Source organism: Mycobacterium sp. H4Y (assembly GCF_000364405.1).
Lineage (GTDB): Bacteria > Actinomycetota > Actinomycetes > Mycobacteriales > Mycobacteriaceae > Mycobacterium > Mycobacterium intracellulare.
The window spans coordinates 2,163,018-2,186,234 of the sequence record NZ_AKIG01000001.1; the positions used below are offsets into that span (position 1 = coordinate 2,163,018).

Annotated in this window: 19 protein-coding genes and 2 pseudogenes; 19 read left to right on the forward strand and 2 right to left on the reverse strand. The window is 65.2% G+C overall.

Features of this window, described 5'->3' with window-relative positions:
• The first annotated feature begins 132 nt into the window (after positions 1-132).
• The 10 genes and pseudogenes from W7U_RS09555 to W7U_RS25495 all read left to right on the forward strand — a co-directional run bounded on the left by W7U_RS09555 (position 133) and on the right by W7U_RS25495 (position 10,510).
• Positions 133-414, forward strand: a complete 282-nt coding sequence (locus tag W7U_RS09555) for a DUF1490 family protein (RefSeq protein WP_008257367.1) — start codon at positions 133-135, stop codon at positions 412-414.
• Positions 415-422: 8 nt separating this feature from the next.
• Positions 423-2,705 (forward strand): manganese-exporting P-type ATPase CtpC, encoded by a 2,283-nt coding sequence (gene ctpC / locus W7U_RS09560; protein ID WP_014942224.1) that lies wholly within the window; start codon positions 423-425, stop codon positions 2,703-2,705.
• A 5-nt stretch (positions 2,706-2,710) separates the two neighbouring features.
• A pseudogene (locus tag W7U_RS09565) lies at positions 2,711-3,313 on the forward strand (isoprenylcysteine carboxylmethyltransferase family protein).
• Between the two features lie 262 nt (positions 3,314-3,575).
• On the forward strand, positions 3,576-3,935 hold the full coding sequence (locus tag W7U_RS25485) for a metalloregulator ArsR/SmtB family transcription factor (RefSeq protein WP_008257374.1): 360 nt from the start codon (positions 3,576-3,578) through the stop codon (positions 3,933-3,935).
• Between the two features lie 50 nt (positions 3,936-3,985).
• A complete protein-coding gene (locus W7U_RS09570) occupies positions 3,986-4,267 on the forward strand; it encodes a DUF1490 family protein (RefSeq protein ID WP_008257377.1) in 282 nt (93 codons plus the stop codon).
• 80 nt (positions 4,268-4,347) lie between these two features.
• On the forward strand, positions 4,348-6,669 hold the full coding sequence (locus W7U_RS09575) for a heavy metal translocating P-type ATPase (RefSeq protein WP_008257380.1): 2,322 nt from the start codon (positions 4,348-4,350) through the stop codon (positions 6,667-6,669).
• Between the two features lie 267 nt (positions 6,670-6,936).
• Positions 6,937-8,229 (forward strand): CBS domain-containing protein, encoded by a 1,293-nt coding sequence (locus W7U_RS09580; RefSeq protein ID WP_008257382.1) that lies wholly within the window; start codon positions 6,937-6,939, stop codon positions 8,227-8,229.
• Positions 8,230-8,303: 74 nt separating this feature from the next.
• Positions 8,304-9,902: an Nramp family divalent metal transporter gene (locus W7U_RS09585; protein WP_008257385.1), complete on the forward strand. Its 1,599-nt coding sequence runs from the start codon at positions 8,304-8,306 to the stop codon at positions 9,900-9,902.
• 27 nt (positions 9,903-9,929) lie between these two features.
• A complete protein-coding gene (locus W7U_RS25490; RefSeq protein WP_014942226.1) occupies positions 9,930-10,163 on the forward strand; it encodes a hypothetical protein in 234 nt (77 codons plus the stop codon).
• Positions 10,163-10,510, forward strand: a complete 348-nt coding sequence (locus tag W7U_RS25495; protein WP_014942227.1) for a DUF732 domain-containing protein — start codon at positions 10,163-10,165, stop codon at positions 10,508-10,510. Before W7U_RS25490 ends, W7U_RS25495 begins: the two co-directional genes overlap by 1 nt.
• A gap of 357 nt (positions 10,511-10,867) precedes the next feature.
• Here W7U_RS25495 and W7U_RS09595 read toward each other — a convergent pair whose 3' ends face one another.
• Positions 10,868-12,343: a multicopper oxidase family protein gene (locus W7U_RS09595; protein WP_008257387.1), complete on the reverse strand. Its 1,476-nt coding sequence runs from the start codon at positions 12,341-12,343 to the stop codon at positions 10,868-10,870.
• Between the two features lie 198 nt (positions 12,344-12,541).
• On the opposite strand from W7U_RS09595, the gene W7U_RS09600 reads away from it, so the two are divergent.
• The 9 genes and pseudogenes from W7U_RS09600 (at position 12,542) to W7U_RS09640 (ending at position 19,982) form a co-directional block, all read left to right on the forward strand.
• Positions 12,542-13,198: a class I SAM-dependent methyltransferase gene (locus W7U_RS09600; protein WP_033717528.1), complete on the forward strand. Its 657-nt coding sequence runs from the start codon at positions 12,542-12,544 to the stop codon at positions 13,196-13,198.
• A 365-nt stretch (positions 13,199-13,563) separates the two neighbouring features.
• Positions 13,564-13,962 (forward strand): hypothetical protein, encoded by a 399-nt coding sequence (locus tag W7U_RS09605; protein WP_008257390.1) that lies wholly within the window; start codon positions 13,564-13,566, stop codon positions 13,960-13,962.
• Between the two features lie 111 nt (positions 13,963-14,073).
• Positions 14,074-15,219: a PLP-dependent cysteine synthase family protein gene (locus tag W7U_RS09610; RefSeq protein WP_008257392.1), complete on the forward strand. Its 1,146-nt coding sequence runs from the start codon at positions 14,074-14,076 to the stop codon at positions 15,217-15,219.
• Positions 15,216-16,433: pseudogene (locus W7U_RS09615) on the forward strand (MFS transporter); the annotation flags it as partial. The gene W7U_RS09610 and the pseudogene W7U_RS09615, both read left to right, overlap by 4 nt.
• A gap of 683 nt (positions 16,434-17,116) precedes the next feature.
• A complete protein-coding gene (locus W7U_RS09620; RefSeq protein WP_008257397.1) occupies positions 17,117-17,545 on the forward strand; it encodes a hypothetical protein in 429 nt (142 codons plus the stop codon).
• 248 nt (positions 17,546-17,793) lie between these two features.
• Positions 17,794-18,093, forward strand: coding sequence for a PE family protein (locus tag W7U_RS09625; RefSeq protein WP_008257399.1), 300 nt, complete (start codon positions 17,794-17,796; stop codon positions 18,091-18,093).
• 15 nt (positions 18,094-18,108) lie between these two features.
• Positions 18,109-19,299: a PPE family protein gene (locus W7U_RS09630; RefSeq protein WP_014942231.1), complete on the forward strand. Its 1,191-nt coding sequence runs from the start codon at positions 18,109-18,111 to the stop codon at positions 19,297-19,299.
• 90 nt (positions 19,300-19,389) lie between these two features.
• Entirely contained in the window at positions 19,390-19,686 is a 297-nt protein-coding gene (locus W7U_RS09635) for a WXG100 family type VII secretion target (RefSeq protein WP_008257404.1), read from the forward strand.
• An 11-nt stretch (positions 19,687-19,697) separates the two neighbouring features.
• The gene (locus W7U_RS09640; protein WP_008257405.1) at positions 19,698-19,982 is read left to right on the forward strand and encodes a WXG100 family type VII secretion target; all 285 of its coding nucleotides are present in this window, start codon (positions 19,698-19,700) and stop codon (positions 19,980-19,982) included.
• A gap of 659 nt (positions 19,983-20,641) precedes the next feature.
• Here the strand turns inward: W7U_RS09640 and W7U_RS09645 are convergent.
• Positions 20,642-23,209 carry a LuxR family transcriptional regulator gene (locus W7U_RS09645; RefSeq protein ID WP_225325686.1) on the reverse strand — a complete coding sequence of 856 codons (2,568 nt, stop codon included), beginning with the start codon at positions 23,207-23,209 and terminating at the stop codon, positions 20,642-20,644.
• Between the last annotated feature and the right edge of the window lie 8 nt (positions 23,210-23,217).

Below are 23,217 nucleotides of genomic sequence, written 5' to 3' on the forward strand. Positions count from 1 at the left end.
GCTTTGCTTACCGGCGCTCGCGGCCGGTTGGCCCAACCGAAATTCATAGTGATATTGCGATGTATCTATGTTACGGTCGAATGAGTAGTAGATGAAATGCGCCCGACAGGGCCGAACACGAGGAGGAAGTTGATGTTTCCGCATGCGCTAGCGGCGAAGGCGGCCGCTACGGTGTTCACGGGATTGGTGGGCGTGAGTGCCTATGAGCTGTTGCGTAAGGCGGCTGGTGGGGCGCCGGTGCGTCGGGCGACGGTCGCGGCCGCGGAGTTGAGTTTGCGAGGGACGCGTCGCGCAGAAGTGGTAGCGGAGTCGGCTCGGCTGAAGGCGGCTGACGTGGTCGCCGAGGCGCGTGAACGCATCGGCGAAGAGGCTTCCCCACCGGCTGCGGCCGCGGTCCACGACCACGACCACTGATCGCTGTTATGACTGTTGTCGAGGACACCGCCGTAGAAATTCTCTCCGATGCGGCGGGGCGGATGAGATTGCATGTTCCGTGGGTTCGTTCGGATTCCCGTCGTGCGGTGGCCGTCGAAGACAAGGTGGACAAGCAGACCGGGGTGCGCGCGGTGCACGCCTATCCCCACACCGGATCGGTCGTGGTGTGGTATTCACCCAAGCGTTGCGATCGCTCGGCGATCATGGCGGCCATTGCGGCGGCCAAAGACGTTGCAGCTGAGCTGATTCCCGCGCGTACGCCGCGCTCGGCGGACGTCCGCAACACTGAGGTACTGCGCATCGCGATCGGCGGGGCGGCGCTGGTGTTGTTGGGTGTGCGCCGCTACGGTTTCCGCCGCCCGCCGCTGCTGGGCCCCAAGGGTCAGTTGGTGGCCACCGGCGCGACGGTGTTCATGGGCTATCCGTTCTTCCGCGGGGCGCTACGCTCGCTTCGTTCTGGCCGCGCCGGCACCGACACGCTGGTGACGGTGGCCACGGTGGCCAGCATGGTGTTGCGGGAGAACGTGGTCGCACTGACCGTGCTGTGGCTACTCAATATCGGCGAGTACCTGCAGGACCTGACGCTGCGCCGCACCCGGCGGGCCATCGCCGACCTGTTGCGCGGCACCGCGGACACCGCGTGGATCAGGGCCAATGATGGCAGCGAAGTCCAAGTCCCCATCGATACCTTGCAAATCGGCGACGAGGTCGTCATTCACGATCACGTGGCGATCCCGGTGGACGGCGAGGTGCTCGACGGCGAAGCGGTGGTCGACCAGTCGGCGATCACCGGAGAGACGTTGCCGGTCAGCATGGTCGTCGGCTCCCGTGTACACGCCGGATCGGTGGTGGTACGCGGACGCCTGGTGGTGCGCGCGGCCGCGGTGGGCAGCGAAACCACGATCGGGCGCATCATTTCCCGCGTCGAAGAGGCCCAACACGACCGGGCACCGATTCAAACGGTCGGTGAGAACTTCTCGCGCCGGTTTGTTCCGATCTCATTCATCGTGTCCGCGGCGACCCTGCTGCTGACCGGCGACATCCGGCGCGCGATGACCATGCTGTTGATCGCGTGCCCGTGCGCGGTGGGATTGTCGACCCCGACCGCGATCAGCGCCGCGATCGGCAACGGGGCGCGCCGCGGCATCCTGATCAAGGGCGGATCGCACCTCGAACAAGCCGGGCGGGTGAACGCCATCGTGTTCGACAAGACCGGGACGCTGACAGTTGGGCGCCCCGTCGTGACGAATGTTGTTGCCTTCCAGAAGGACTGGCAGCCCGAAGAGGTCCTGGCCTATGCGGCCAGCTCGGAGATCCATTCGCGTCATCCGCTGGCCGAAGCGGTGATCCGCTCGACCAACGAACGCCACATCACGATCCCGCCGCACGAACAGTGCGAAGTATTGGTCGGCCTGGGCATGCGCACCTGGGCTGATGGCCGCGTTTTGCTGTTGGGTAGCCCGTCGCTGCTGCGTGCCGAAAAAGTCCGCGTGTCCAAGAAGGCAACCGAGTGGGTTGACAAATTGCGGCGCCAGGCCGAGACCCCGCTGTTGCTGGCGGTGGACGGCACGCTGGTCGGGCTGATCAGCCTGCGCGACGAAATCCGCCCCGAGGCCGCCGATGTGCTGAACAAGTTGCGCAGCAAGGGCATTCGGCGCATCGTGATGCTGACTGGTGATCATCCGGATACCGCCGAGGTGGTGGCCGGCGAACTCGGTATCGACGAGTGGCGCGCCGAGGTGCTGCCCGAAGACAAGCTTCAGGCGGTGCGCCAACTGCAGGACGAAGGTTACGTGGTCGCGATGATCGGTGATGGCGTCAATGACGCGCCGGCACTGGCGACCGCCGATATCGGGATTGCCATGGGTCTGGCCGGCACGGACGTCGCCGTGGAAACCGCCGATATCGCACTGGCCAACGACAACCTGCAGCGCCTGCTCGATGTACCCGATTTGGGTGCACGAGCCGTCGCGGTGATCCGGCAGAACTACGGCATGTCCATCGCCGTCAACTCCGTCGGTCTGCTCATGGGCGCCGGAGGGGCCCTGTCGCCGGTGCTGGCCGCGATCCTGCACAACGCGTCCTCGGTCGCGGTGGTCACCAACAGCTCTCGACTGATCCGCTACCGCCTGATGAACGGCCAATCCCCGGCCGCGAACGAACATTCGACGGGGGCGCCTGTCGGCACCGCTAGCGAGCAGCCCGCGGCGTCGTCACCGCATAGCAAGCAATCGCGCAGGCTGTCGCCGGTTCGCACAGGACAGGGTTGACCATGATGCCTGTGTCCGCGCTGGCGCTCTAAGTCGTCTTCGCCGTACTCGGGTTCGGCTGGCGCAGCTGGACCCAGCATCGGCGCACCGGCTCGACCGGATTTCGCGGCGTCAGTGGGCGTCCCGGCTCGCTGGAATGGTGGGCCGGTGTCGGATTCGTGGGCGCCATCCTCGCCGGGGTGGCCGCGCCGCTGCTGCAACTGACTGGAATCCTCACCCCGATGCCGGTCCTGCACGCACCTGCTGTCCAGGCGCCCGGGGTGGTGGCGGCGATTGCAGGACTCGCCGCCACCCTCTACGCCCAACACGGCATGGGTGAGTCCTGGCGGATCGGGGTCGACCCCGGCGAAACCACCACCTTGGTACGCACGGGTGTGTTCGGCTGGGTCCGCAATCCCATCTTCGCTGCCATGCTCGTCTTCGCCGCCGGCATCGCTCTGATGACGCCCAACCCGCTGGCCCTGGCCGCGTTCGTGGTCCTGCTGGCGGCCATCGAGGTTCAGGTCCGTGTCGTCGAAGAGCCATACCTGGCCCGCATCCACGGCCGCGCCTACACCGATTACCGCGCCGCGGTTGGGCGGTTTGCGCCCGGCATCGGGCGCAACTAGACACCGCCGCTGAAGACGGAGGCCCCATGACGCCGGCCAATGCCCCCGCTGCCCGTGGAACCGATACTCGGACAAGAATTCCCGCAACTACGACCGAGAAATGGGGTTCTTTGGCCGCCACGACCCCGGCTGCGCATGCCCCGCCGCGGAATTCCCAAACCCGTCGACTGCATACCGACGCCACACATCACAGGTGCACCGCGATTCGGAACCATAGTTCAGCCGTTGCTGTTATATCAGCGACGACTGTACAGTTGCGGCTATGCTGACGTGTGAGGTGCGGGAATCGGCGTTGTCTCGGCTGGGCCGGGCGCTGGCCGATCCGACGCGCTGCCGAATTCTCGTCGCGCTGCTGGATGGAGTTTGCTATCCCGGCCAGTTGGCTTCGCACTTGGGATTGACCCGATCCAATGTGTCCAACCATCTGTCGTGCTTACGGGGCTGCGGCCTGGTCATCGCAACGTATGAGGGCCGCCAGGTTCGTTATGCCCTGGCCGATAGTCACCTCGCGCGTGCCCTGAGCGAGTTGGTTCAGGTCGTTCTCGCGGTGGACACCGATCAGCCTTGCGGTGGTGAGCAAGCCACGTTCGAGGAGGTCCGCACCGCGCCGGCTAGTCGATGAGCGGGCTCGCCGAATCGCGACGACAAAGCAGAACATAAGGAGGGTTGGCCGTGGTTGCACATGGACTGCTGGTTAAGGCGACCGGGACGGTGTTCACCGGGCTCGTCGGGGTGAGTGCCTATGAGGTGTTGCGCAAGGCGGTGGGAAAAGCTCCGGTCCACCGCGCGGCGGTGACCGCGACGGAATGGGGCCTGCGGGGAACCCGGCGCGCCGAGGTGGCGGCCGAGGCTGCTCGGCTGAAAGTTGCCGACGTGGTCGCCGAAGCTCGCGATCGCATCGGTGACGACGCCTCCCTTTCTGTCGACCCCGTAGGCGACGACTGCTGTAGCTGACATCGCACGCTGCGCCCTCGGCGGACAGGGCAGGTTGACATCCTTGGTAGGGATCCGCCGATATACCGCTAGGAGGGCTGATGATGCCGACCACCGCTGCGCATCCCGATGCCGACCTGAGGCTGACCGTTGTGTCTGCGACGGCGCGACGAATGCGGGTGCACGCCAGCGGGTTTCGATTCGACACCGTCCGCGCGGTGGCGATCGAGGACGCCGTTGGTATGGTCACCGGCGTCGAAGCCGTGCGGGCCTATCCGCGCACCGCCTCAGTGGTGATCTGGTACACGCCTGAGCGCTGCGACACAGCCTCCGTCCTGTCTGCGATCGCCGATGCCGAGCACATCCCGGTAGCGTCGGTGCCACCGCGTACCCCGCACTCGGCGGACGGCCGCAAGCCCGGTGTGGTGCAACGAGTCATCGACTGGAGCACGCGGGTGCGGTCGGGTTCGTGTGACGTTGAACAGCGTCGTCCTTGGGGGACGGTTAGCGATGGCTGCTGCGAGCATGATGACAGCGAGGACGCGCCGGAGCGGCTCTGGCAGGTCGTCAAGCTGCGACGCGCTGCATTGTCCGGGGTGTTGCTGACGGGGTCGGTGATCACCGCATGGGTCACTCCGCTGGGGCCGGTCGCTCTGGGTTTCAAAGTCGTCGCCTTGGCGGTGGGGGCCTCGACATTCGTGCCGTCGGCCATCAAGCGACTTACGCAGGGCCACATCGGTGTCGGCACGTTGATGACCATCGCTGCGGCCGGCGCCGTGGGTCTCGGTCAGGTCGGCGAGGCTGCCATGCTGGCGTTCTTGTTCTCCATCAGTGAGGGCTTGGAGGAATTCGCGGTGTCGCGTACGCGCCGCGGCTTGCGCGCGCTGCTGTCGCTGGTGCCGGATCAGGCCACAGTGCTGCGCGCGGGCAGCGAAACCGTGGTGGCCGCAGCCGACCTTCAGGTCGGTGATCAAATGATCGTCAAACCAGGTGAACGTCTGGCCACTGACGGCATCATTCGTGACGGTCGCACCTCATTGGACGTCTCCGCGATCACCGGTGAATCCGTACCGGTCGAAGCCGGACCCGGCGACGACGTGTTCGCCGGGTCGATCAACGGTTCCGGCGCGCTGCTGGTGCAGGTCACCGCAACGGCAGAAGACAACTCGCTGGCGCGCATCGTGCACATCGTGGAAGCCGAGCAGGCGCGCAAGGGCGCCAGTCAGCGACTGGCCGACCGCATCGCGCGACCGCTGGTGCCGGGCATCATGATCGCCGGGGCCGCGATCGCCGGGGTGGGCAGCATTTTCGGTAGCCCTGCCGTCTGGATCGAACGTGCTCTGGTGGTACTGGTTGCTGCCTCGCCATGCGCATTGGCCATCGCGGTGCCCGTGTCGGTGGTGGCGTCCATCGGGGCGGCCGCCCGGTTCGGTGTACTCATCAAAGGTGGCGCCGCCCTGGAAGGCATGGGCACCATCGGCGCAATTGCCCTGGACAAGACCGGAACCCTGACGGCCAATCGGCCCGCGGTCATCGAGGTCGCCACCACTGGGGGCGCCACTCACGAAGACGTGCTGGCGGTGGCAGCCGCGCTGGAGGCCCGCAGCGAGCACCCACTGGCCGCGGCTGTTCTCGCCACGACCCGAACGTCGGTCGCCGCGGCCAGCGACGTGCAAGCCATCCCCGGCGCCGGATTGACCGGCCGAGTCGACGGCCACGATGTCCGACTGGGACGCGCCGGCTGGCTCGATCCAGCCGACCTCACCGAGGACGTCATGCGCATGCAACACGCCGGAGCCACAACGGTTCTCGTCGAACGCGACGGGCGGCTACTCGGGGCCATCGCCGTGCGCGACGAACTACGTCCGGAAGCCGCCGAGGTCGTCGCCGAATTGCGAGCCGGCAACTACCAGGTGGCGATGCTCACCGGCGACAATCGCGCCACCGCTTCAGCTTTGGCCGCCGAAGCCGGAATCGAGCACGTGTACGCCGAGCTGCGTCCTGAGGACAAGGCACACCTGGTCACAGAGCTACGTGCCCAGCGGCGGACCGCGATGGTTGGCGACGGCGTCAACGATGCTCCGGCCCTGGCCGCCGCCGACCTGGGAATCGCTATGGGCGCCATGGGAACCGACGTCGCCATCGAAACCGCCGACGTCGCGTTGATGGGCCAAGACCTGCGCCATCTGCCCCAAGCGCTGCACCATGCCCGCCGTTCCCGGCAGATCATGTTGCAAAACGTCGGGCTATCGCTAGCGATCATCACCGTGCTGATGCCGCTGTCGCTGTTCGGGACCCTGGGTTTGGCTGCGGTGGTATTCGTGCACGAGCTCACCGAGGTCGTCGTCATCGCCAATGGCGTGCGCGCCGGACGCATCAAACCACTTGCTGGGCCAAGGCCATCGAGTCACGATTCAACGTAACGATGCAACGAATCTACGGCCCGTCCAGGATCGTCAAGTACCGCCGTGGCGGCGGTATCAGGACGCGATGTCGGCCCTGGTCGCCAATTGATTGCCCATGCCGTCGCGTCTCCCCCGCAGCGAATCCCCGAAGTGCGCGTGACTCGCGGGGGTTACCCGTTCGAGTGGGCTACGGCATCCTGAGCCCGACGAGCGCCCCGGTAAGAAAGGTAAGCACAAGTGAGTGGACCAGAAACGCCAGCTAAGCAGGTCGGGTCGCACCCGGTTATGCATCTCTCAGAGTTGCTGCACGCGCCGGTCCTGGCCCGGTCGGGCGAGGCTGTGGGCCGGGTGCAGGACGTGATCGTGCGGCTGCGCGGCGCCGACGAGTATCCGTTGGTGAGTGGGATCGTCGCTGTGGTGGGGAGGCGGCGGGTGTTCATCGGCAGCCCCTCCATTTCTCAGTACGCCCCAGACCGCGTGGTATTGGCGACACACAAAATCGATCTGCGCGGTTTCGAACGCCGCGACGGCGAGGTGTTGCTGCGCACTGATGTGCTAGGACACCGGTTGATCGATGTGGCTGCCGTGGAGTTGGTACGCGCCTATGACGTGGAGCTCGAAGATACCGGCGGCGGGTGGGTGCTTGCCCGTCTGGATACTCGCCGCCCGGCGCGGTTCTTCGGACTAGTCAAAAGTCGGGGTGGGCATGCGGCCCGAGATTGGAAGGCATTCGAACCACTGATCGGCCACGCCCGCTCCGGTGCATCGCGACGTCAGTCAGGCCGGCTCGGCGGGTTCAAACCCGCGGACATCGCTGATCTTCTCGAAGACGCTGACAAAGCCGAGGGTGGGGAGATCCTCGACCGGGTCCGCAGCGACCCGGAATTGGAAGCCGACGTGTTCGAAGAACTCGACCCTGACAAGGCCAGCCGATTGCTCAATGACATGGCCGATGACGAGGTCGCCGCACTATTGGGCCGGATGCGCGCCGACGACGCCGCCGACGCGATCGCAGACCTGCGTCAATCGCGGCGCCGGCGCGTCCTGGAGCTGATGCCGGGCCCGCAGCGCACGAAGGTGATCACCCTGATGGGCTTTAACCCCGACAGTGCCGGCGGCCTGATGAACGTCGACTTCGTCTCCTGCGCCGCAAGCACCACTGCCGGCACGGCGCTGGCACTGATCGCGGGCGCCACGACGATACAGCCCGAGGCATTGGTCAAGATGCATGTCCTTGATGAAGACAACCGCCTGGCTGGTGTCGTGTCGGTGATCGACCTGCTGCAAGCCGAACCCGGTCAAACCGTTGAAGCACTGATGGATTGCGACCCAATTCGAATCGGCGCTGAAGCCGATCTGACCGACGTCGCCCTATTGATGGCCGACTTCAACCTCTACTCCATCCCCGTCGTCGACGGCCAGGACCGCGTGCTCGGGGTTGTCACCGTCGACGACGTGCTAGAAGCCACCATCCCCGAGGATTGGCGTCGCCGCGAACCCGCCCCCCGCCCGGTCCGCGAAATCACCCCACCGCATGACGATCGCGACGCGCCTGCACCAGAGAGTGAGGCGCCGTGACCTCCGGCGAGAAGGCCACCGGCCACGCAGCAGCGACTCACCGATCCGAGTCGCCACCACCGAAGCGCACCGCTGTGCTTGACTCGGCTCACCTCGGTAATATCGAGGGCGCCTTCGGGCGCATTAACGTCGCGGAAACCGACCATCCCCGCACTTTCAAGACGCGGCTGCTGACGCTGCTTGCCATTATCGGTCCCGGAATCATTGTGATGGTCGGCGATAACGATGCCGGCGGGGTGGCCACCTACACCCAAGCTGGCCAAAATTATGGCTACTCCCTGCTGTGGGTGCTACTCCTGCTCATCCCGGTGCTCATCGTCAACCAAGAGATGGTGGTCCGGCTCGGCGCGGTTACCGGCGTCGGACACGCCCGCTTGATCAACGAACGCTTCGGCCGCGGCTGGGGCTGGTTCTCCGTCGGCGACCTGTTCCTGCTCAACTTCCTCACGATCGTCACCGAGTTCATCGGCATCACTTTGGCCGCCACCTACATCGGTATCTCCAAATACATTGTCGTTCCGGTCTCAGCGATCGCGCTCATCGCGATCATGGCCAGCGGCAGCTTTCGCCGGTGGGAGCGGGCCATGTTCGTCTTCATCGCCATCACTTTGGTGCAGATCCCAATCCTGTTGATGGCGCACCCACAGTGGGCCCACGCCGCCAAATCATTTGTGGTGCCGAACATCTCCGGCGGCGTGACCTCGGATGCGGTGCTTTTGATCATTGCCATCGTCGGCACCACCGTGGCGCCTTGGCAGCTGTTTTTTCAGCAGTCCAACGTCGTCGACAAGCGCATTACACCTCGATTTATGGGCTACGAGCGCGCCGATACGGTGTTGGGGGCGTTCATCGTGGTGATCGGCGCCACCGCGCTGGTCATGATCGGCGATTGGGCGGCGCGCTCCACTGGCACAGCAGGTGGTTTCACCGACGCCGGCGCCATCTCGCATCTGCTGGGCCAACACAATTCGACGCTCGGCTGGTTGTTCGCGATCGTGCTGATGGACGCCTCGATCGTCGGCGCCGCCGCAGTGACCCTGGCCACCAGCTACGCCTTTGGCGACGTATTCGGCCTGAAACACTCGCTGCACCGGGGGTTCGCCGATGCCAAACCGTTCTACCTTTCCTACAGCGCAATGGTGGCGTTTGCGGCGGCGATCGTGCTGATTCCTGGCGCCCCCCTTGGGTTGATCACCACCGCCGTGCAGGCCCTCGCTGGCTTGCTGTTGCCCAGCGCCAGCGTGTTCCTCCTGCTGCTGTGCAACGACCGGGAAGTATTGGGCCCCTGGGTGAATCGGCCCTGGCTCAACTGGGTTGCCGGGCTGATCGTCGGCGTCCTGCTGTTGCTGTCGGGAATCCTGATGGCGACTACCTTGTTCCCCGGCCTCGACGTGATCGTTGTCGCCGGCTACCTGGCACTGACCTTGGTCATACTCGCCGCAGCCACGGTACCGGCACTTCGTTGGATGGGTCGCCGCCAGCCCTCACCACCGGCGGCATCGAGCCCGGCGCGGCCTATTGACCGCAATAGCTGGCGAATGCCACCACTGACCTTGTTAGAGCCCGTGACGTGGTCGCCAGGGACCCGTCTAGGCATGATTGCGCTGCGCGGCTACCTCGTCGTCGGCGCCGTCCTGCTCATCGTCAAGGCTGTCCAGCTCAGCGGCCGATGAATTTGGGCCAATCCGAAAGGTCACCAAATGAGCACGCCACGCAACGGGCGATTCGCCGCGGAAGCCAACTACCTACCGCACTACAACGACATCCAGCAGATCACAGGAACTGCCATCCTCGCCACCATCGCGGTCGCCCTGGCAGTGGCATTCATCATCATCCAACGTCGACGACGCCGCGCGCGCACCAAACAAAGCCATGTCGGTGGCCCCCGACGCTCCCGCGTCTCAAGACCTTTTAGCACCCGCAGGAGCGATTAATGGCCCAAACCAATGTGCCTCGGTGGAAATGGTTGACAACGAGCGTAATCCTGCTCTTCGCTGCTGCGCTGCAATTCGCTCCACCTGTATCAGCGGATCAAACTGACGATGACTTCCTCGCCGCGCTCAAGAAACACGGGATCGTCTTTACCAACCGCGATGTCGCGATCACGGCCGGCCATAAAGTGTGCACCGGACTCGATGCAGGCCAGACGCCGGCCAACCTGATTTTGTCGCTGGTAAAAGACACCGACCTGTCGGCACACGTGGCCGGCTATTTCTTCGGCACCGCAGTCAATGCCTACTGCCCGCAATACCGCCCGGATACCACTGTGCCGGGAGCATAGACCAAGAAGACGGACAAATGGCGCACCACTAGCGGCCACGGGGCACTCAGCGGGCGGCGTAGCCCCTTGCACTCGCACCCCACCGACGCAACGACACATCGTTCGTGAAATTCGACGGATAACGAAACGGCTCGTCACCCATCCTCGAGTCCGAATCTGCTTCACCCCAACATACTCGTCGTGCTCGAGCAGGTTGAACGGTGGTTTGGGTTACTCACCAATTAGAAGCCTGCCGGAGCGCACGCCACTCAATCCAGGCCGTCGAGAATGACATCTCAGACAATCTTCGTCTAGCAAGGCTAGCGACCTCGGCATCACCCTAGCCATGTTGAGGGACTGCGCGCACGCCGTGATGGCTCAGCTGGTGTACTCGAGGCGAGTCATCATGCCGGCCTCTTGGTGATAGGTGTTGTGGCAGTGGAACATCCAGACGCCGGGGTTGTCCGCGACGAGGACGGCGCTCAATTTCTGCTTGGGCAGTACGTTGACGGTGTCTTTGCGGGGGCCGGGCGTGCCATCGGGCTTGATCACCTGGAAAGTGTGTCCGTGCAGGTGCATCGGGTGGTACATCATGGTGGTGTTGTCGAATGCCAGCGTGGCGCGTTGGCCCTGGCGTACCTGTAGCGGCTTGGTCTTGCTGTAGGGCTCGCCGTTGATCAGCCAATCATACTTCGTCATGTCGCCACTGAGGACCACCGGGAGATTCACATCGGATTTGGCCACACCCAAATCGACTTCCGGTGCGGCGGAGAACATTTCGACGGTGCCGACTCGCTTGTTGAGTTCGGGCGGCTGGAAACCCGGATCAGGGGCGTTACCGGCGCCGGTGGAGAGCACAGCCCGCGCCAGCGCATTTTTGCCTTCGGCAAGAGCGACCAGCGGGAAAACGCCATCGGCGGCGGTGACGACGACGTCGTAGCGTTCGGCCATGCCGATCAGTAGCGCGTCGACCTCGGTGGGCACTACGGGGTAGCCGTCGGTGTGGGTGACGGTCATCGAGTGCCCGGCTAGCGCGACGCGGAACGCGGTGTCGGAGCCGGAATTGATGATCCGGATCCGGATGCGCTGTCCGGGCTTGGCGCTGAATGTGGTGGGAGCGGCGGGAATACGGCCGTTGATGAGGTAGTGCGGATAGGCAATATCGCCTGGATCGCCGCCGAGCAGATTGCTGGTCCCGACGCCGTCCATCTCCATGGCGGGCATGTTTCCCATGCCGGGCATGCTGCTCATGCTGGGCCTGCGCTGATTGGTCAAATCGTCGTAGAGCTGCCTGGGGGTCTTGCCGACGCCGTCGGTCCAGTCGTCGAGTACGACGATCCATTCGGCGTCGTAGCGGCCCGACTCTCGGGGGTCATCGATGATCACGGGCAGATACAGACCATAGTCGGCGTCCAGGCCGACGTGCGGATGCGCCCAATAGGTGCCGGGGTGAGGTACCGAAAAGCGGTAGGTGAAGTCGCGGCCGGCGTCGATGTTCGGGGTGGCGGGTGCGACGCCGTCCATGTCGTTGCGCAGCGCGATGCCGTGCCAATGCACCGAGGTGGCCGAATCGAGCCGGTTGGTGACCGTGACCGCGAGTTCGTCACCGACATTGGCGCGGATCACGGGCCCCGGGATGGCGTTACCGTAGGCCATCGTGCGCACAGTGATGCCACCGAGGTCGATTGTTGTCGGTTGAGGCGTCAGTGCCGCCGTTACGGTGCGCCCGGTGTGGGGCCGCGCCGCCTCGGCAGCAGCGATGGCGGCCGCCATCGCCGTGTTGCCGGTATGTGTTTGCTCGTCGGATCGGCCGCAGGCGGCCAGGGCGAACCCGCCGGCAACGGTGGCAGCCATAAAACTCCGCCTGCTAAGTCGCGCCCTGTCAAAAGTCAATTCGCGCACGCCTGTACCTGTCTTTCATTGCGCCGTTCGGTGTTTCGTTCGATCCGAAAGAGCCGCGTCCCGCTCCGCCGAGCTTGAATATACCGCATGGGGGTATTGCTGTACCGTTGGGTTGGCCGCACTGAAAGCATATACAGGAAGGATTTTTAGATGGGACTGGCGCAGAGGCTGTTCGCTGATCATCGGCACGGTGACGGGTCCGGGTGGGTACTCAACTATCCCCGTACTTACGAATGGGCCACCAATGCGTGGTCTCTGGGGCTACGTGCGCGCATGTGGGACCGGCTGGTCGGGCTATCCGGCGCCGAGCCCGGCAATAGGGTGCTCGACGTCGGCTGCGGGACCGGATACTTCACTCGACGAATCGCACGGGCGGTGCACCCGGGTGGCAGCGTTGTCGGGATCGATCCTTCACAATCGATGGTGGACTACGCCGCGCGGCGTGCGCCGGCGAACGCGGCCTTTCAGGTTGCCTCCGCCGAAGATCTGCCCTTCTCCGACCAATCGTTCGACGTGGTGGTATCTAGCTTGGCGTTTCACCACTTTCCAGTCGACCGACGTGCCGACGCAGTGCGGCAAATGTTTCGAGTTCTGCGACCGGGCGGGCGGCTATGCATCGCCGATCTTCGCCCCTCGGGCGGTGGCACCTTGCACCGGATTGCTGCTGTTTTCAACGCCCATGCCAGGGAGCAGAACCGGCTACACCAGCTCGATGAGCTGATTACCGATGCGGGGTTCTCCATCGTCGGCACCGGTGACCGATTGTTGCTGCACTACATCACGGCGCAAAGGCCGCTGGGTCGATGAACCCGGTGGTAGGTGCGGCGGGGCACTGGTTGTAATCGATATGCCGGGCCGACGGTGACGGTCGATCTCGGGCACAACTATGCCGGCCGTCGTGCAGTCCGTGGAGCGTCGTCAGCATCTGGTCAGGCGCAACCTAGGACTGCTCGACCGCCAAAGGCCCCGGTTTACATATACGGGTACGGGGTATATTCTGCTTCTATGTCCACCGGGCGCGCAGTGAACTGCTCATCGGCGACGCACACCATGAGCTGCGAATCCGCGCATCGGAAATACCCCGGCTCATCCTCGGTTTTCTCGCATATCGCCAGGGCCGGTGTGTCGTGATATTCGGCGGCGCTAGCGGGTTGCCTCGGCTCCGGTATGTAGTGGCCGTGGGGGCTGCGGCGTGGTTGACGGCGTGGGTTCTCATCGGTGCCCACAGCGTGATGGGGCATTCGCAGTCTTCGGTGTCGCAGTCTTCGATGTCGCAGTCGGCGCATGCGTTGGTGGCTTCGCTGGGTGGTGAGTTCACCGTTGATGTCGATCATCCGCATGTGGGCAAGGGTTCCTCGGGCGACCATCACGAGCAGTTCACCACGGCGGTGCTGCCGCGCTCGGGCGCGGTGGTGGCTGCGTTAATCGCGTTGAGTGCGGTGGCCGCCGTGGCGCTGACCGGTGGGCTGGCCCGGTTTGGGGTGCCCGCCGGGCGCGGCCCCCCGCGCGCCCCGGCTCTTTCTGTTACCGGTCAAGACGTGTTGACCCGGTTCTGCTTGTCTCGTCGCTGACTGGTCAGCGCCAGGTCGTTTGCAGCACGTGTGTGCTCGGCGGCTGGTGATCGCTGACCCCTGTCAAGTGCCGCACTGATTCGCGGCGTTCGCAAGAAAGCGACGATTCTCATGACCGATGTTTTGTCTTTCGATAACTATGTTCACCCGATCCCGGCGCTCAAAGTTGTTCAGCCACGTGAGTGCGCCCTGCCCGGCACCGACACCTATCGGCGTCCCGGTGCGATGGTGGGCCATACCCCGGTGCTGCGCATTGAGGCGCCGTTCGCCCCGCCCGGACGCGGGTTTTGGGCCAAGCTGGAAGGGTTCAATCCCGGCGGCAGCATGAAAGACCGCCCGGCCCTGCACATGGTCGAAGCCGCCCGGGCCCGCGGCGAATTAGCTCCCGGGGCGCGCATCGTGGAATCCACCAGCGGCAGCCTGGGGTTGGGGCTGGCGTTGGCCGGCCAGGCCTATGGGCATCCGGTCACCGTGGTCACCGACACCGGCATGGAGCCGATCGTGCGTCACATGCTGGCCGCCTACGGCGCCGATGTCGAGCTGGTCACCGAGCCGCACCCGGTGGGGGGCTGGCAACAGGCCCGTAAAGACCGGGTCGCCCAGCTGTTGGCCGCCGAGCCGGGGGCCTGGTGCCCCGACCAGTACAGCAACCCCGACAACATCACCGGCTACCGGTCGTTGGCGTTGGAGCTGCTTGATCAGCTCGGCGGGGTGGATGTGCTGGTGTGCTCGGTGGGCACCGGCGGGCATTCGGCCGGGGTGGCGCGGGTGCTGCGCGAGTTCAACCCGGCGATGAAGCTGATCGGGGTCGACACCATCGGCTCGACTATTTTCGGTCAGCCGGTGGCCAGCCGGTTGATGCGCGGGCTGGGCTCGAGCATCTATCCGCGCAACATCGACTACGCCGCCTTTGACGAGGTGCACTGGGTGGCCCCGCAGGAGTCGGTGTGGGCGTGCCGCACTTTGGCGGCCAGCAACTTCGCCAGCGGCGGCTGGAGCGTGGGGGCCGTGGCGCTGGTCGCGGGCTGGGCCGCGCGCACCTTCCCGCAGGACACCCGCATCGCCGCGGTGTTTCCTGACGGTCCGCAACGCTACTTCGACACCATCTACAACGACGACTACTGCCACCAGCACCAGCTGTTGGATTGGCAACCCGTCGCCGAGCCCACCGTCATCACCGACCCCACCCAGCAGGTGGTGACCTCCTGGACTCGCACCAGCACCGTCGTCAATCCCGCACTGATCGCAGCCGCATGAGGGATTTCCTCACCCGGTTTCGAGGCTTCGACCGGCCCAGCCAGGTCCTGATGCTCAACCAGTTCGGCATCAACATGGGTTTCTACATGCTGATGCCGTATCTGGCCGGGTACCTGGCTGGCCCGCTCGGGCTGGCGGCCTGGGCGGTCGGATTGGTGCTCGGCGTGCGGAATTTCTCCCAGCAGGGCATGTTCATCGTGGGCGGCACACTGGCCGACCGGGTGGGCTATAAGCCGTTGATCGTGGCTGGATGTCTGCTGCGCACAGGCGGATTCGCGCTGCTTGTGGTGGCCCAGTCGTTGCCGGCTGTGCTGATCGCCGCGGCGGCCACCGGGTTCGCCGGCGCGTTGTTCAACCCGGCGGTGCGGGCCTATCTGGCCGCTGACGCCGGAGATCGCCGGGTGGAGGCCTTCGCCATATTCAACCTCTTCTATCAGGCCGGAATCCTGTTGGGTCCGCTGGTCGGACTGGTCCTGGTGGCCGTCGACTTTCAGGTCACGGCGGCGGCAGCGGCGGCCGTGTTCGCAGTGCTGACCGTGGCGCAGCTGTTGGCGTTGCCGCGACGCGGTGTCGATTCGGCGCCGCAGCAGAAGTCGTTCCTGCAGGACTGGCGGGTTGTCGCCCGCAATCGGCCGTTCCTGCTCTTCGCGGCGGCGATGATCGGCTCCTACGTATTGACCTTCCAGGTGTACCTGGCGCTGCCGCTGCAGGCGTCGATGCTGACGCCGCGCTCTGGAAAGGCTTTGGTTGCAGCTCTTTTCGTTGTCTCTGGCCTGGTTGCGGTGATCGGACAGCTGCGCATCACCCGCTGGTTCACCAAACGCTGGGGATCCGGACGTAGCCTGGCCATCGGTGTGGCCATCCTGGCGGCCTCGTTCGTGCCGCTGACGGTCGTCCCCGACGGCCATCGGTTCGGGACACCCGCGGCGGTGGGGGCCCTGCTGGTGTCGGCGGCGCTGCTGGCCGTCGGTTCGGCCGCGGTCTTCCCGTTCGAGATGGACACCGTCGTCTCGCTGGCCGGAGGCCGGCTCGTGGCCACCCATTATGGGTTCTACAACACCATCGTCGGAGCCGGAATCCTCGTCGGCAACCTGGCTACCGGATCGATATTCGGTGCGGCACAACGGCTGAGCGCCGGCGCACTGGTTTGGGGCGGGCTGGTTCTCATCGGCATCATCGCCGCAGTTGCCCTCTACCGTCTCGAACCCGCACGCGACCTGCAACCGGCTCATTCCGAGCTTGGCGGCTTCCAAGCGGCGGTACCGGCGATAACCGGCCGGGGCCGACGCCGGCGATTCACACCGCCACATGGCAAGGCATCTGTGTCCCCGTCTCCTGGTCATCCTGTCGGACGCCGGCCCGCGATGACGACGACTCTGACCCCAAAGAGTCGCCGCAGAATGGCATCGGCACGCAACCAGGCGCAAGATTGCTCACGTTCGGTCACCTCGATGTCGTCACCTGGTAATGACCCATGTGAATCCGCAGGATCCACCGTTAAGCACCCGATCGGCGCGAAATCCCCATGCGATTAAGGGATTCGACGTGAACAGCTGCCAACGGCTCGGCCGGGGGCATCGCCTGCCGGGTGAGTCCTTATGTGTCCGGGCCGATAGATCGAAGCCGCGAGTTGGTGTTGTCGTGCGAGCGGGCCGACGCACCGATTACCGCCTCGGTAGAGGAATGCCAGCTCGGGCGCCGCTATACCTCCGGTGGGTAGGGGTATTTGGGATGGAGGTGCAATTGTGCGCGTCAGTCCCTGCGGCCCGACTGCTGATATCTGCTTGAGCTGCAGCATTAGGGCCGCCAGGAGGCACGATCGCGGCCCGGGCACGATGCGGTATCGACCGCCCTATGTATGGCATACCCCCCTATAGACAGGTACAGTTGAGACACTATGAAACCCGGCGGCGCAGGCAGTTCGGTGCGGTTGCGCGCTGTCGTCGCGATCGCGGCTGCAGTGTGGCTGGCCCTCGGCGCCCTGGGGTGCGGGCTGGTGCATTTCGCTCCTCTCGCGTTTGACCCACCGCACGCCTTCGTGACATCGGCGGATGGCGGGTCTGGCACTGGCGGGCCCGGGATGCAGGCCGACCATGCTTCGCTTTACCGCGGCCTGGCCGCCAAATGCTCCAAGGTGTTCGGGGCTATGCCGGTGCCGGGGCCGGTTACCGCGCTGGTGGAACTCGGTCTCGCGGTCGCGGTGGTCGCCGTCGCAGGTTCGCGGGTCAAACTTGTGGTGCCGGTCGGGCGGGCCCCGCCCCGCGCGGCTGCCATTGCCTTCACCGGTCGAGACCTCTTGACGCGGTTCTGCATAGCTCGCCGGTGATCGGCCGGCGGCAGGCCATTGTGTTACGCCACGAGGATCGGTGAGCACTCGCTCACCATCACCAATCTCTGCCGCCCCTTTCGCCCGGATGAATGCCGGGCCATTGAACACATCAATCCTCCCTGACGCTGTCTAGCCGAATCAGGCGACGCGGCTTCCATGCCGCGGCGACCGCACCAGCGCCTTAACACACCGCAGCGGACGGGGTCAGCCCATGTCCGTAATCCCAAGTCTCCAAGGAGAAATCCATGTTCTCACTCACCGTCGCCCCGCAAATGTTGACGGCGGCGACCGGTAACCTGCAGGGCATCGGCTCGGCGATGAGCGCCGAAAACGCGGCCGCGGCCACACCGACGACCGGGGTGGGTCCCGCCGCCGCCGATGAGGTGTCGGCGTTGACGGCGCTGCAGTTTGCCGCGCACGCGCAGATGTACCAGGCCGTCAGCGCCCAAGCTGCGGCGATCCACGAATTGGTCGCGAAAACCCTTGGTGTCAGCGCTGACTCGTATGCGCTCACCGAGGCCGCCAACGCGATCGCGGCCGGCTAAGCATTCCGAGGTGAAATGATGGATTTCGCAGCTTTGCCACCCGAGATCAACTCGGCAAGGATCTATGCCGGTCCGGGGCCGGGCTCGATGCTGGCCGCAGCGTCGGCCTGGGAGGGGCTCGCCGAGCAGCTATATGCGGAGGCCGCTTCGTATTCCTCGGTAGTTGCGGAGCTGACCAGCGGACCGTGGCTAGGTCCAGCGTCGACGGCGATGGCCGCCGCGAGCGCCCCCTTCGTGGCGTGGATGGACACCACTGCCGCCACGGCACAGCAGACGGCTTCGCAGGCCATGGAGGCCGCGGCCGCCTATGAGGCAGCCTTTGCGATGACGGTGCCGCCACCAGTCATCGCGGCCAACCGCAGCCTGTTGCTGTCGCTGATCGCGACCAACATCCTCGGGCAAAACACGCCCGCGATCGCGGCCACCGAGGCACAGTACACGGCGATGTGGGCCCAGGACGCCGCCGCGATGTATGGCTACGCGGCCGCCTCGGCCAGTGCGTCGCTCCTGACCCAGTTCATCCCGCCGCAGCCCACCAGCAACCCGGCCGGCCTGGCCGGACAGGGGACCGCGGTCGGCCAAGCTGTCGGCAGCTCGGCCAGCACCGACACCCAGGCGGTCCTGTCACAGGTGACCTCCACGGTGCCCACGGCTCTGCAGCAGCTCGCCTCGCCGCTATCGTCCACGTCCGAGTCGTCCACGGGGTCGCTGTCGTCGCTGAGTTCGTCGCTCAGTTCCATGAATCCGGCGTTGTCGATGACAAGTTCGGTCGGGTGGATATCGAGTTCGCTGCTCTCGAACGCGAATCAGATGAAGAATTTGATGCCGGCCGTCACCGCCGCCAGCACCGCAGCTTCGGGACCGGGGTTGACGGGCGCGCTCGCGTCCGGCGCGCTGGGAGCACCCGGCTCAGCAGGACTCGGCGGGGCGGCCGTGTCGGCGGGAGTGGGCCGCGCGGCCACGGTCGGGGCGTTGTCGGTGCCCCAAACCTGGGCTTCGGCGGCCCCGGCAATGAGTCCTGCCGCGACGGCGCTGCCCAGCACCAGCCTGGCCACTGCCCCAGGAGCCACAACGGGGGCTCCCGCAAGCATGCTCGGCGCGCCGCTGGCAACGATGCCCGGGCGCGGCATAGGCAACGTCGGCGAAACCGACCTTCGCTTCATGCCCCGCCTGACAGTGGTACCGCCCTCGGCGACCGTCGGATAACAAAGGAGAGCACCAATTCGTTTTGGCAGGCGGCCATCACGCCGGCCACGTCGAGCAAAACTGATGATTTCCAGGTAAGGAAACACTCCAATGACTACACGCTTTATGACCGATCCGAACGAGATGCGATCCATGGCAGGCCGTTTCGATGTGCACGCCCAAACCGTCGAAGATGAAGCTCGCAAGATGTGGGCGTCCTCGCTGAACATTGCCGGTGCCGGATGGAGCGGGACCGCTCAGGCCGCGTCCTACGACACCATGGGCCAAACGAACACCGCGTTCCGCAACATCGTCACCATGCTGCACGGGGTGCGCGACGGCCTGATCCGCGACGCCAACAACTACGAACAGCAAGAGCAAGCCTCACAGCAGATGCTAGGCAGTTAGGAGAACCGACGATGAGCATCAACTACCAATTCGGCGACGTCGACGCCCACGGCGCCCTGATCCGCGCCCAGGCCGCTTCCTTGGAGGCCGAGCATCAGGCCATCATCCGCGATGTGCTTGCCGCCGGGGACTTTTGGGGCGGTGCGGGTTCGGTGGCCTGCCAAGAGTTCATCACCCAGTTGGGCCGCAACTTCCAGGTCATCTACGAGCAGGCCAACGCCCATGGGCAAAAAGTCCAAACCGCCGGGGCCAACATGGCCTCCACCGACAGCGCCGTTGGATCCAGCTGGGCCTAGTACGTCCTCAGCCGCAGCTCGATCGCACAGGTAACGCAAAATCACGACTTGCGTATTGTCGATCGATACCGAGCACTTCCCCAGGGGGGGGTATTGAACTCGAAAGCTGTTGCTGCATCATGCCTTTGGAGGGTTGAGCCACATCGACATGAACGCCACAATGTAACACAAGCCCGGCAAAGGACACGGCCGACTGGAGTGACGGCTTCGATACAGCGGCAGCTGCCGGTCCCGAGGATCTCGCGCTCGCCGGTCAATAGGCGGGCGACAGACGCGCTGGCGACTACAACGCCGTTGCGGTTATCGCTCTAGCTGGCCCAAGGTGGCCGCGGCTTCGGTGGGAGCAGATAGTGCTTTCAGATTCGATGCCGCGCCGGCATTTTCGTTGACGGTAATGATCGATCGGTCATGTACCAGATCAGTGCTCCGGGCGCCCCTGGGCGCTGCAGCGCGACCCGCCTGCGCGGTACCAGGCATATTGAGCAGCCCGCCTTTGCTATGCCTGTGAATTCGGCGCCGTCTTTCCTCGACAGTATGAAGGCATCTCGTGCCTGGTATCCAGCTGAACGGTCTACGGATTTGGACGGAACGCAGCAGCCGACCGTCCACGATTGCATCCATCGCAATGCCCGTTCTGCGAGCGCCTCGCGCTGACGTCGTTACCGGGGCTTGGCGATGCGTGGACGCATCAGAGCGGCGAGGTCGTCGCGGCTGGCCGTGCCGGTTTTGCCCATCGCATTGTAGATGTGGTTCTCGACGGTACGGACCGACAGCGTCAGTCTCGCAGCGATCTCACGGTTAGACAACCCTTCACCGAGGAGCATCACGATTTCTCGTTCGCGACCGGTCACCGGCACCCGCTCGGCGGCCTGCCGAAGCGCCGGTGTGCTGGCGCCGCCGCACTGCTGCGCGAACGCCTCGGCGCGCGTCGAGCATGCCAACGCCGACCCGCGTTTGTCCTGTCGGCGATATGCGATAGCTGCGTGGGCGGTCGCGTCCATCGCCGCAACCCGATCACCCATGCGCTCGAATTCCTGCGACACCCACGCTAATACAGCCGCATCCCCGACATGAAGAGCCTCAGCGAATCGGGCCGCAACACCGGCGCGTGGTCCTTCCACGATCGTTTCGAGCTCGCGTAAGCGCGGCGCACTGGAATCGTCACCAAACTGCACCGCGGTCTGCAGACACATCACTTCGGCAGCGAATTGCCCATTGGCGCTGGCGATCCCGGCCGCCGAGAGCGTCATCGCGATTGCATTGCTGACAGCGCCCTGGCAGGCGGCCACCCACGCGCGAGCCAGCTCGTACTCGTAGTCGAGGTAGCGCCAACCCGGATGCCGCTGCTGCTCAAGCCGGGCAAGTGCGGCGACGGCATCACCGGTTGATCCGCGCATGGCGAGCGCGATCGTGTGTGGGATCTGGCAGCGGTACACCCATCCGTTGCGCTCGCCGGACGCCGCCAACGTGTCGATGACGGGTTCAAGAAGCGCGCATGCGGCATCGAGGCGGCCCGCGCCAAGAGCGGCGCGAGCCGCGACGGGAGCACTCTGTAGGTGGCCCGGGCCTGAAACGTTGGACGCCCGTTGGCGCAGCCACTCGGCCGCTGCCCGGGCTTCCGGTATCTGACCAGCCAGCAACAGAGCGCCGACGTGCGCGTCAGTGATGATGACGAAGCCACGCACCGCCACGGGGTATCCGGTGTTCGCGGCGACCGCGGCTTCGCTGGTGCGACCGGCGTCCCCTGCGGCAACAGTTCTAGCCCACGCTATAAAGCGCGCGGCCACATCGGATAGCTGTTCCAGCACAACACCTTTCGACGCTTCGCGGGCGGCGTAGGGCCTGCCCATCGCCGCCCAGTACACGGTGAGAAAGGCGTTGATGCAGCTGCGCGCCTGCGCCGGTATCGCGCGCGTCGCGTCGTCAATCAGCCTTTTTGCCCCTTGGGGATCCGCGAGGGTGAACAGCCTGTTGGTGGCCCGCAGATTGGCGAGCCTGGCACGCTCGCCGTCGGCCAATTCGCTAGTGGGCATGTCCGCGAGTACCGCGTCGGCCTCCTCGCCTCGGCTCAGCGACGATAAGACATACGCGCGCAGGAAATTCGCTTCCGGGCCCCCGCCAGCGCGGATGGCCGCATCGGCGAGCCGATCGGCCAGGGGCAGATCCATCAGCCACACCGCCCCCGGAGCAGCTCTGGTCAGAAGGTCGGCGTCCGGCTCAAGGTCGGAGTCGAGGCTCAACACCGCTCGCCGCACCACCGCCCGCACGTCGGCGCGGCCGGCAGTGGCGAGTTCAGCCGCGACCAATCCCCGCAACCGGCGCAGCCTGGTGGGTGCCGCACGCCGCTTACGCACCTCGGCATACAGCGGATGCGCCACCCGCACCTCGACACGACCGTCGACCTGGTCCAGCGTGAGGAGGCCGCGCACGTCGGCCTCCTCGACAGCCGCGGGATCGGTGATACGCGTAAGCGACCCCAGCTCGATCGGCTCGCCGACCGCCAGCACATCGACTACATCGTTCACCGGTGCCGGCAGGGCACCGATGCGCGATTCGATCAGTTCAGCCAAATCGGGCGGCACGACCGGGTCGCCGACCCAGCACCAACGACCGTGCTGCTCGACGAGCCGGCCATCGGCGATCTCCTGCTCCACGATGTTGCGCAGGTACAAAACGTTGCCGCAGGTCAGGTTCCATAAGCGGCGGACAGCGTCTGGATCCAAACGTCCACCCAGGGTCGCCAATAGCAGCTCGGTCGTTTCCTCAGGTGACAATGGCCGCAGATCGAGCCGTCCGAATTGGGCAACCTTCCACAGCTCACGCGTCCCCGCGCTGATCGGTTCCCCGTCCCGCAACGTCAGGATGAGCTTGGCCGCGCGGCGCTGGACGATCTGATGCAACACAAAAGTCGACGCGTCATCGAGCAAACTGACGTCGTCAACGCCGATCACCACTTGGCTCCCGCCCGATGCCGCTATCAGCGATTCGATCACGCTGCCTACCAGTTGTAGCGTGTCACCCACGGCCGATCCGGCCCAATGAGCGAAGGCGCCCAGCGGGATTTTTTGCGACGACGATGTCGCCACGGCCCAATGGGTTTCGCATCCTTTTGATGCCGCAAACGACAGCGCTTCGCGGGCGATCCGGCTCTTGCCGATACCGGCAGACCCATGAATGACCATCCCGCAAGGATCCGGATCCCACAGCACGGCCTCGATGAGCCGCATCTCCTCGG

Coding starts and splice junctions, on each gene's coding strand:
- W7U_RS09640 (WP_008257405.1), top strand. CDS start 19,698: ATGAGCATCAACTACCAATTCGGCGACGTCGACGCCCACGGCGCCCTG.
- ctpC (WP_014942224.1), top strand. CDS start 423: ATGACTGTTGTCGAGGACACCGCCGTAGAAATTCTCTCCGATGCGGCG.
- W7U_RS09575 (WP_008257380.1), top strand. CDS start 4,348: ATGATGCCGACCACCGCTGCGCATCCCGATGCCGACCTGAGGCTGACC.
- W7U_RS09555 (WP_008257367.1), top strand. CDS start 133: ATGTTTCCGCATGCGCTAGCGGCGAAGGCGGCCGCTACGGTGTTCACG.
- W7U_RS09635 (WP_008257404.1), top strand. CDS start 19,390: ATGACTACACGCTTTATGACCGATCCGAACGAGATGCGATCCATGGCA.
- W7U_RS25485 (WP_008257374.1), top strand. CDS start 3,576: ATGCTGACGTGTGAGGTGCGGGAATCGGCGTTGTCTCGGCTGGGCCGG.
- W7U_RS09630 (WP_014942231.1), top strand. CDS start 18,109: ATGATGGATTTCGCAGCTTTGCCACCCGAGATCAACTCGGCAAGGATC.
- W7U_RS09645 (WP_225325686.1), bottom strand. CDS start 23,209: ATGCGGCTCATCGAGGCCGTGCTGTGGGATCCGGATCCTTGCGGGATG.
- W7U_RS09595 (WP_008257387.1), bottom strand. CDS start 12,343: ATGGCTGCCACCGTTGCCGGCGGGTTCGCCCTGGCCGCCTGCGGCCGA.
- W7U_RS25490 (WP_014942226.1), top strand. CDS start 9,930: ATGAGCACGCCACGCAACGGGCGATTCGCCGCGGAAGCCAACTACCTA.
- W7U_RS09610 (WP_008257392.1), top strand. CDS start 14,074: ATGACCGATGTTTTGTCTTTCGATAACTATGTTCACCCGATCCCGGCG.
- W7U_RS09580 (WP_008257382.1), top strand. CDS start 6,937: ATGCATCTCTCAGAGTTGCTGCACGCGCCGGTCCTGGCCCGGTCGGGC.
- W7U_RS09620 (WP_008257397.1), top strand. CDS start 17,117: ATGAAACCCGGCGGCGCAGGCAGTTCGGTGCGGTTGCGCGCTGTCGTC.
- W7U_RS09625 (WP_008257399.1), top strand. CDS start 17,794: ATGTTCTCACTCACCGTCGCCCCGCAAATGTTGACGGCGGCGACCGGT.
- W7U_RS09600 (WP_033717528.1), top strand. CDS start 12,542: ATGGGACTGGCGCAGAGGCTGTTCGCTGATCATCGGCACGGTGACGGG.
- W7U_RS25495 (WP_014942227.1), top strand. CDS start 10,163: ATGGCCCAAACCAATGTGCCTCGGTGGAAATGGTTGACAACGAGCGTA.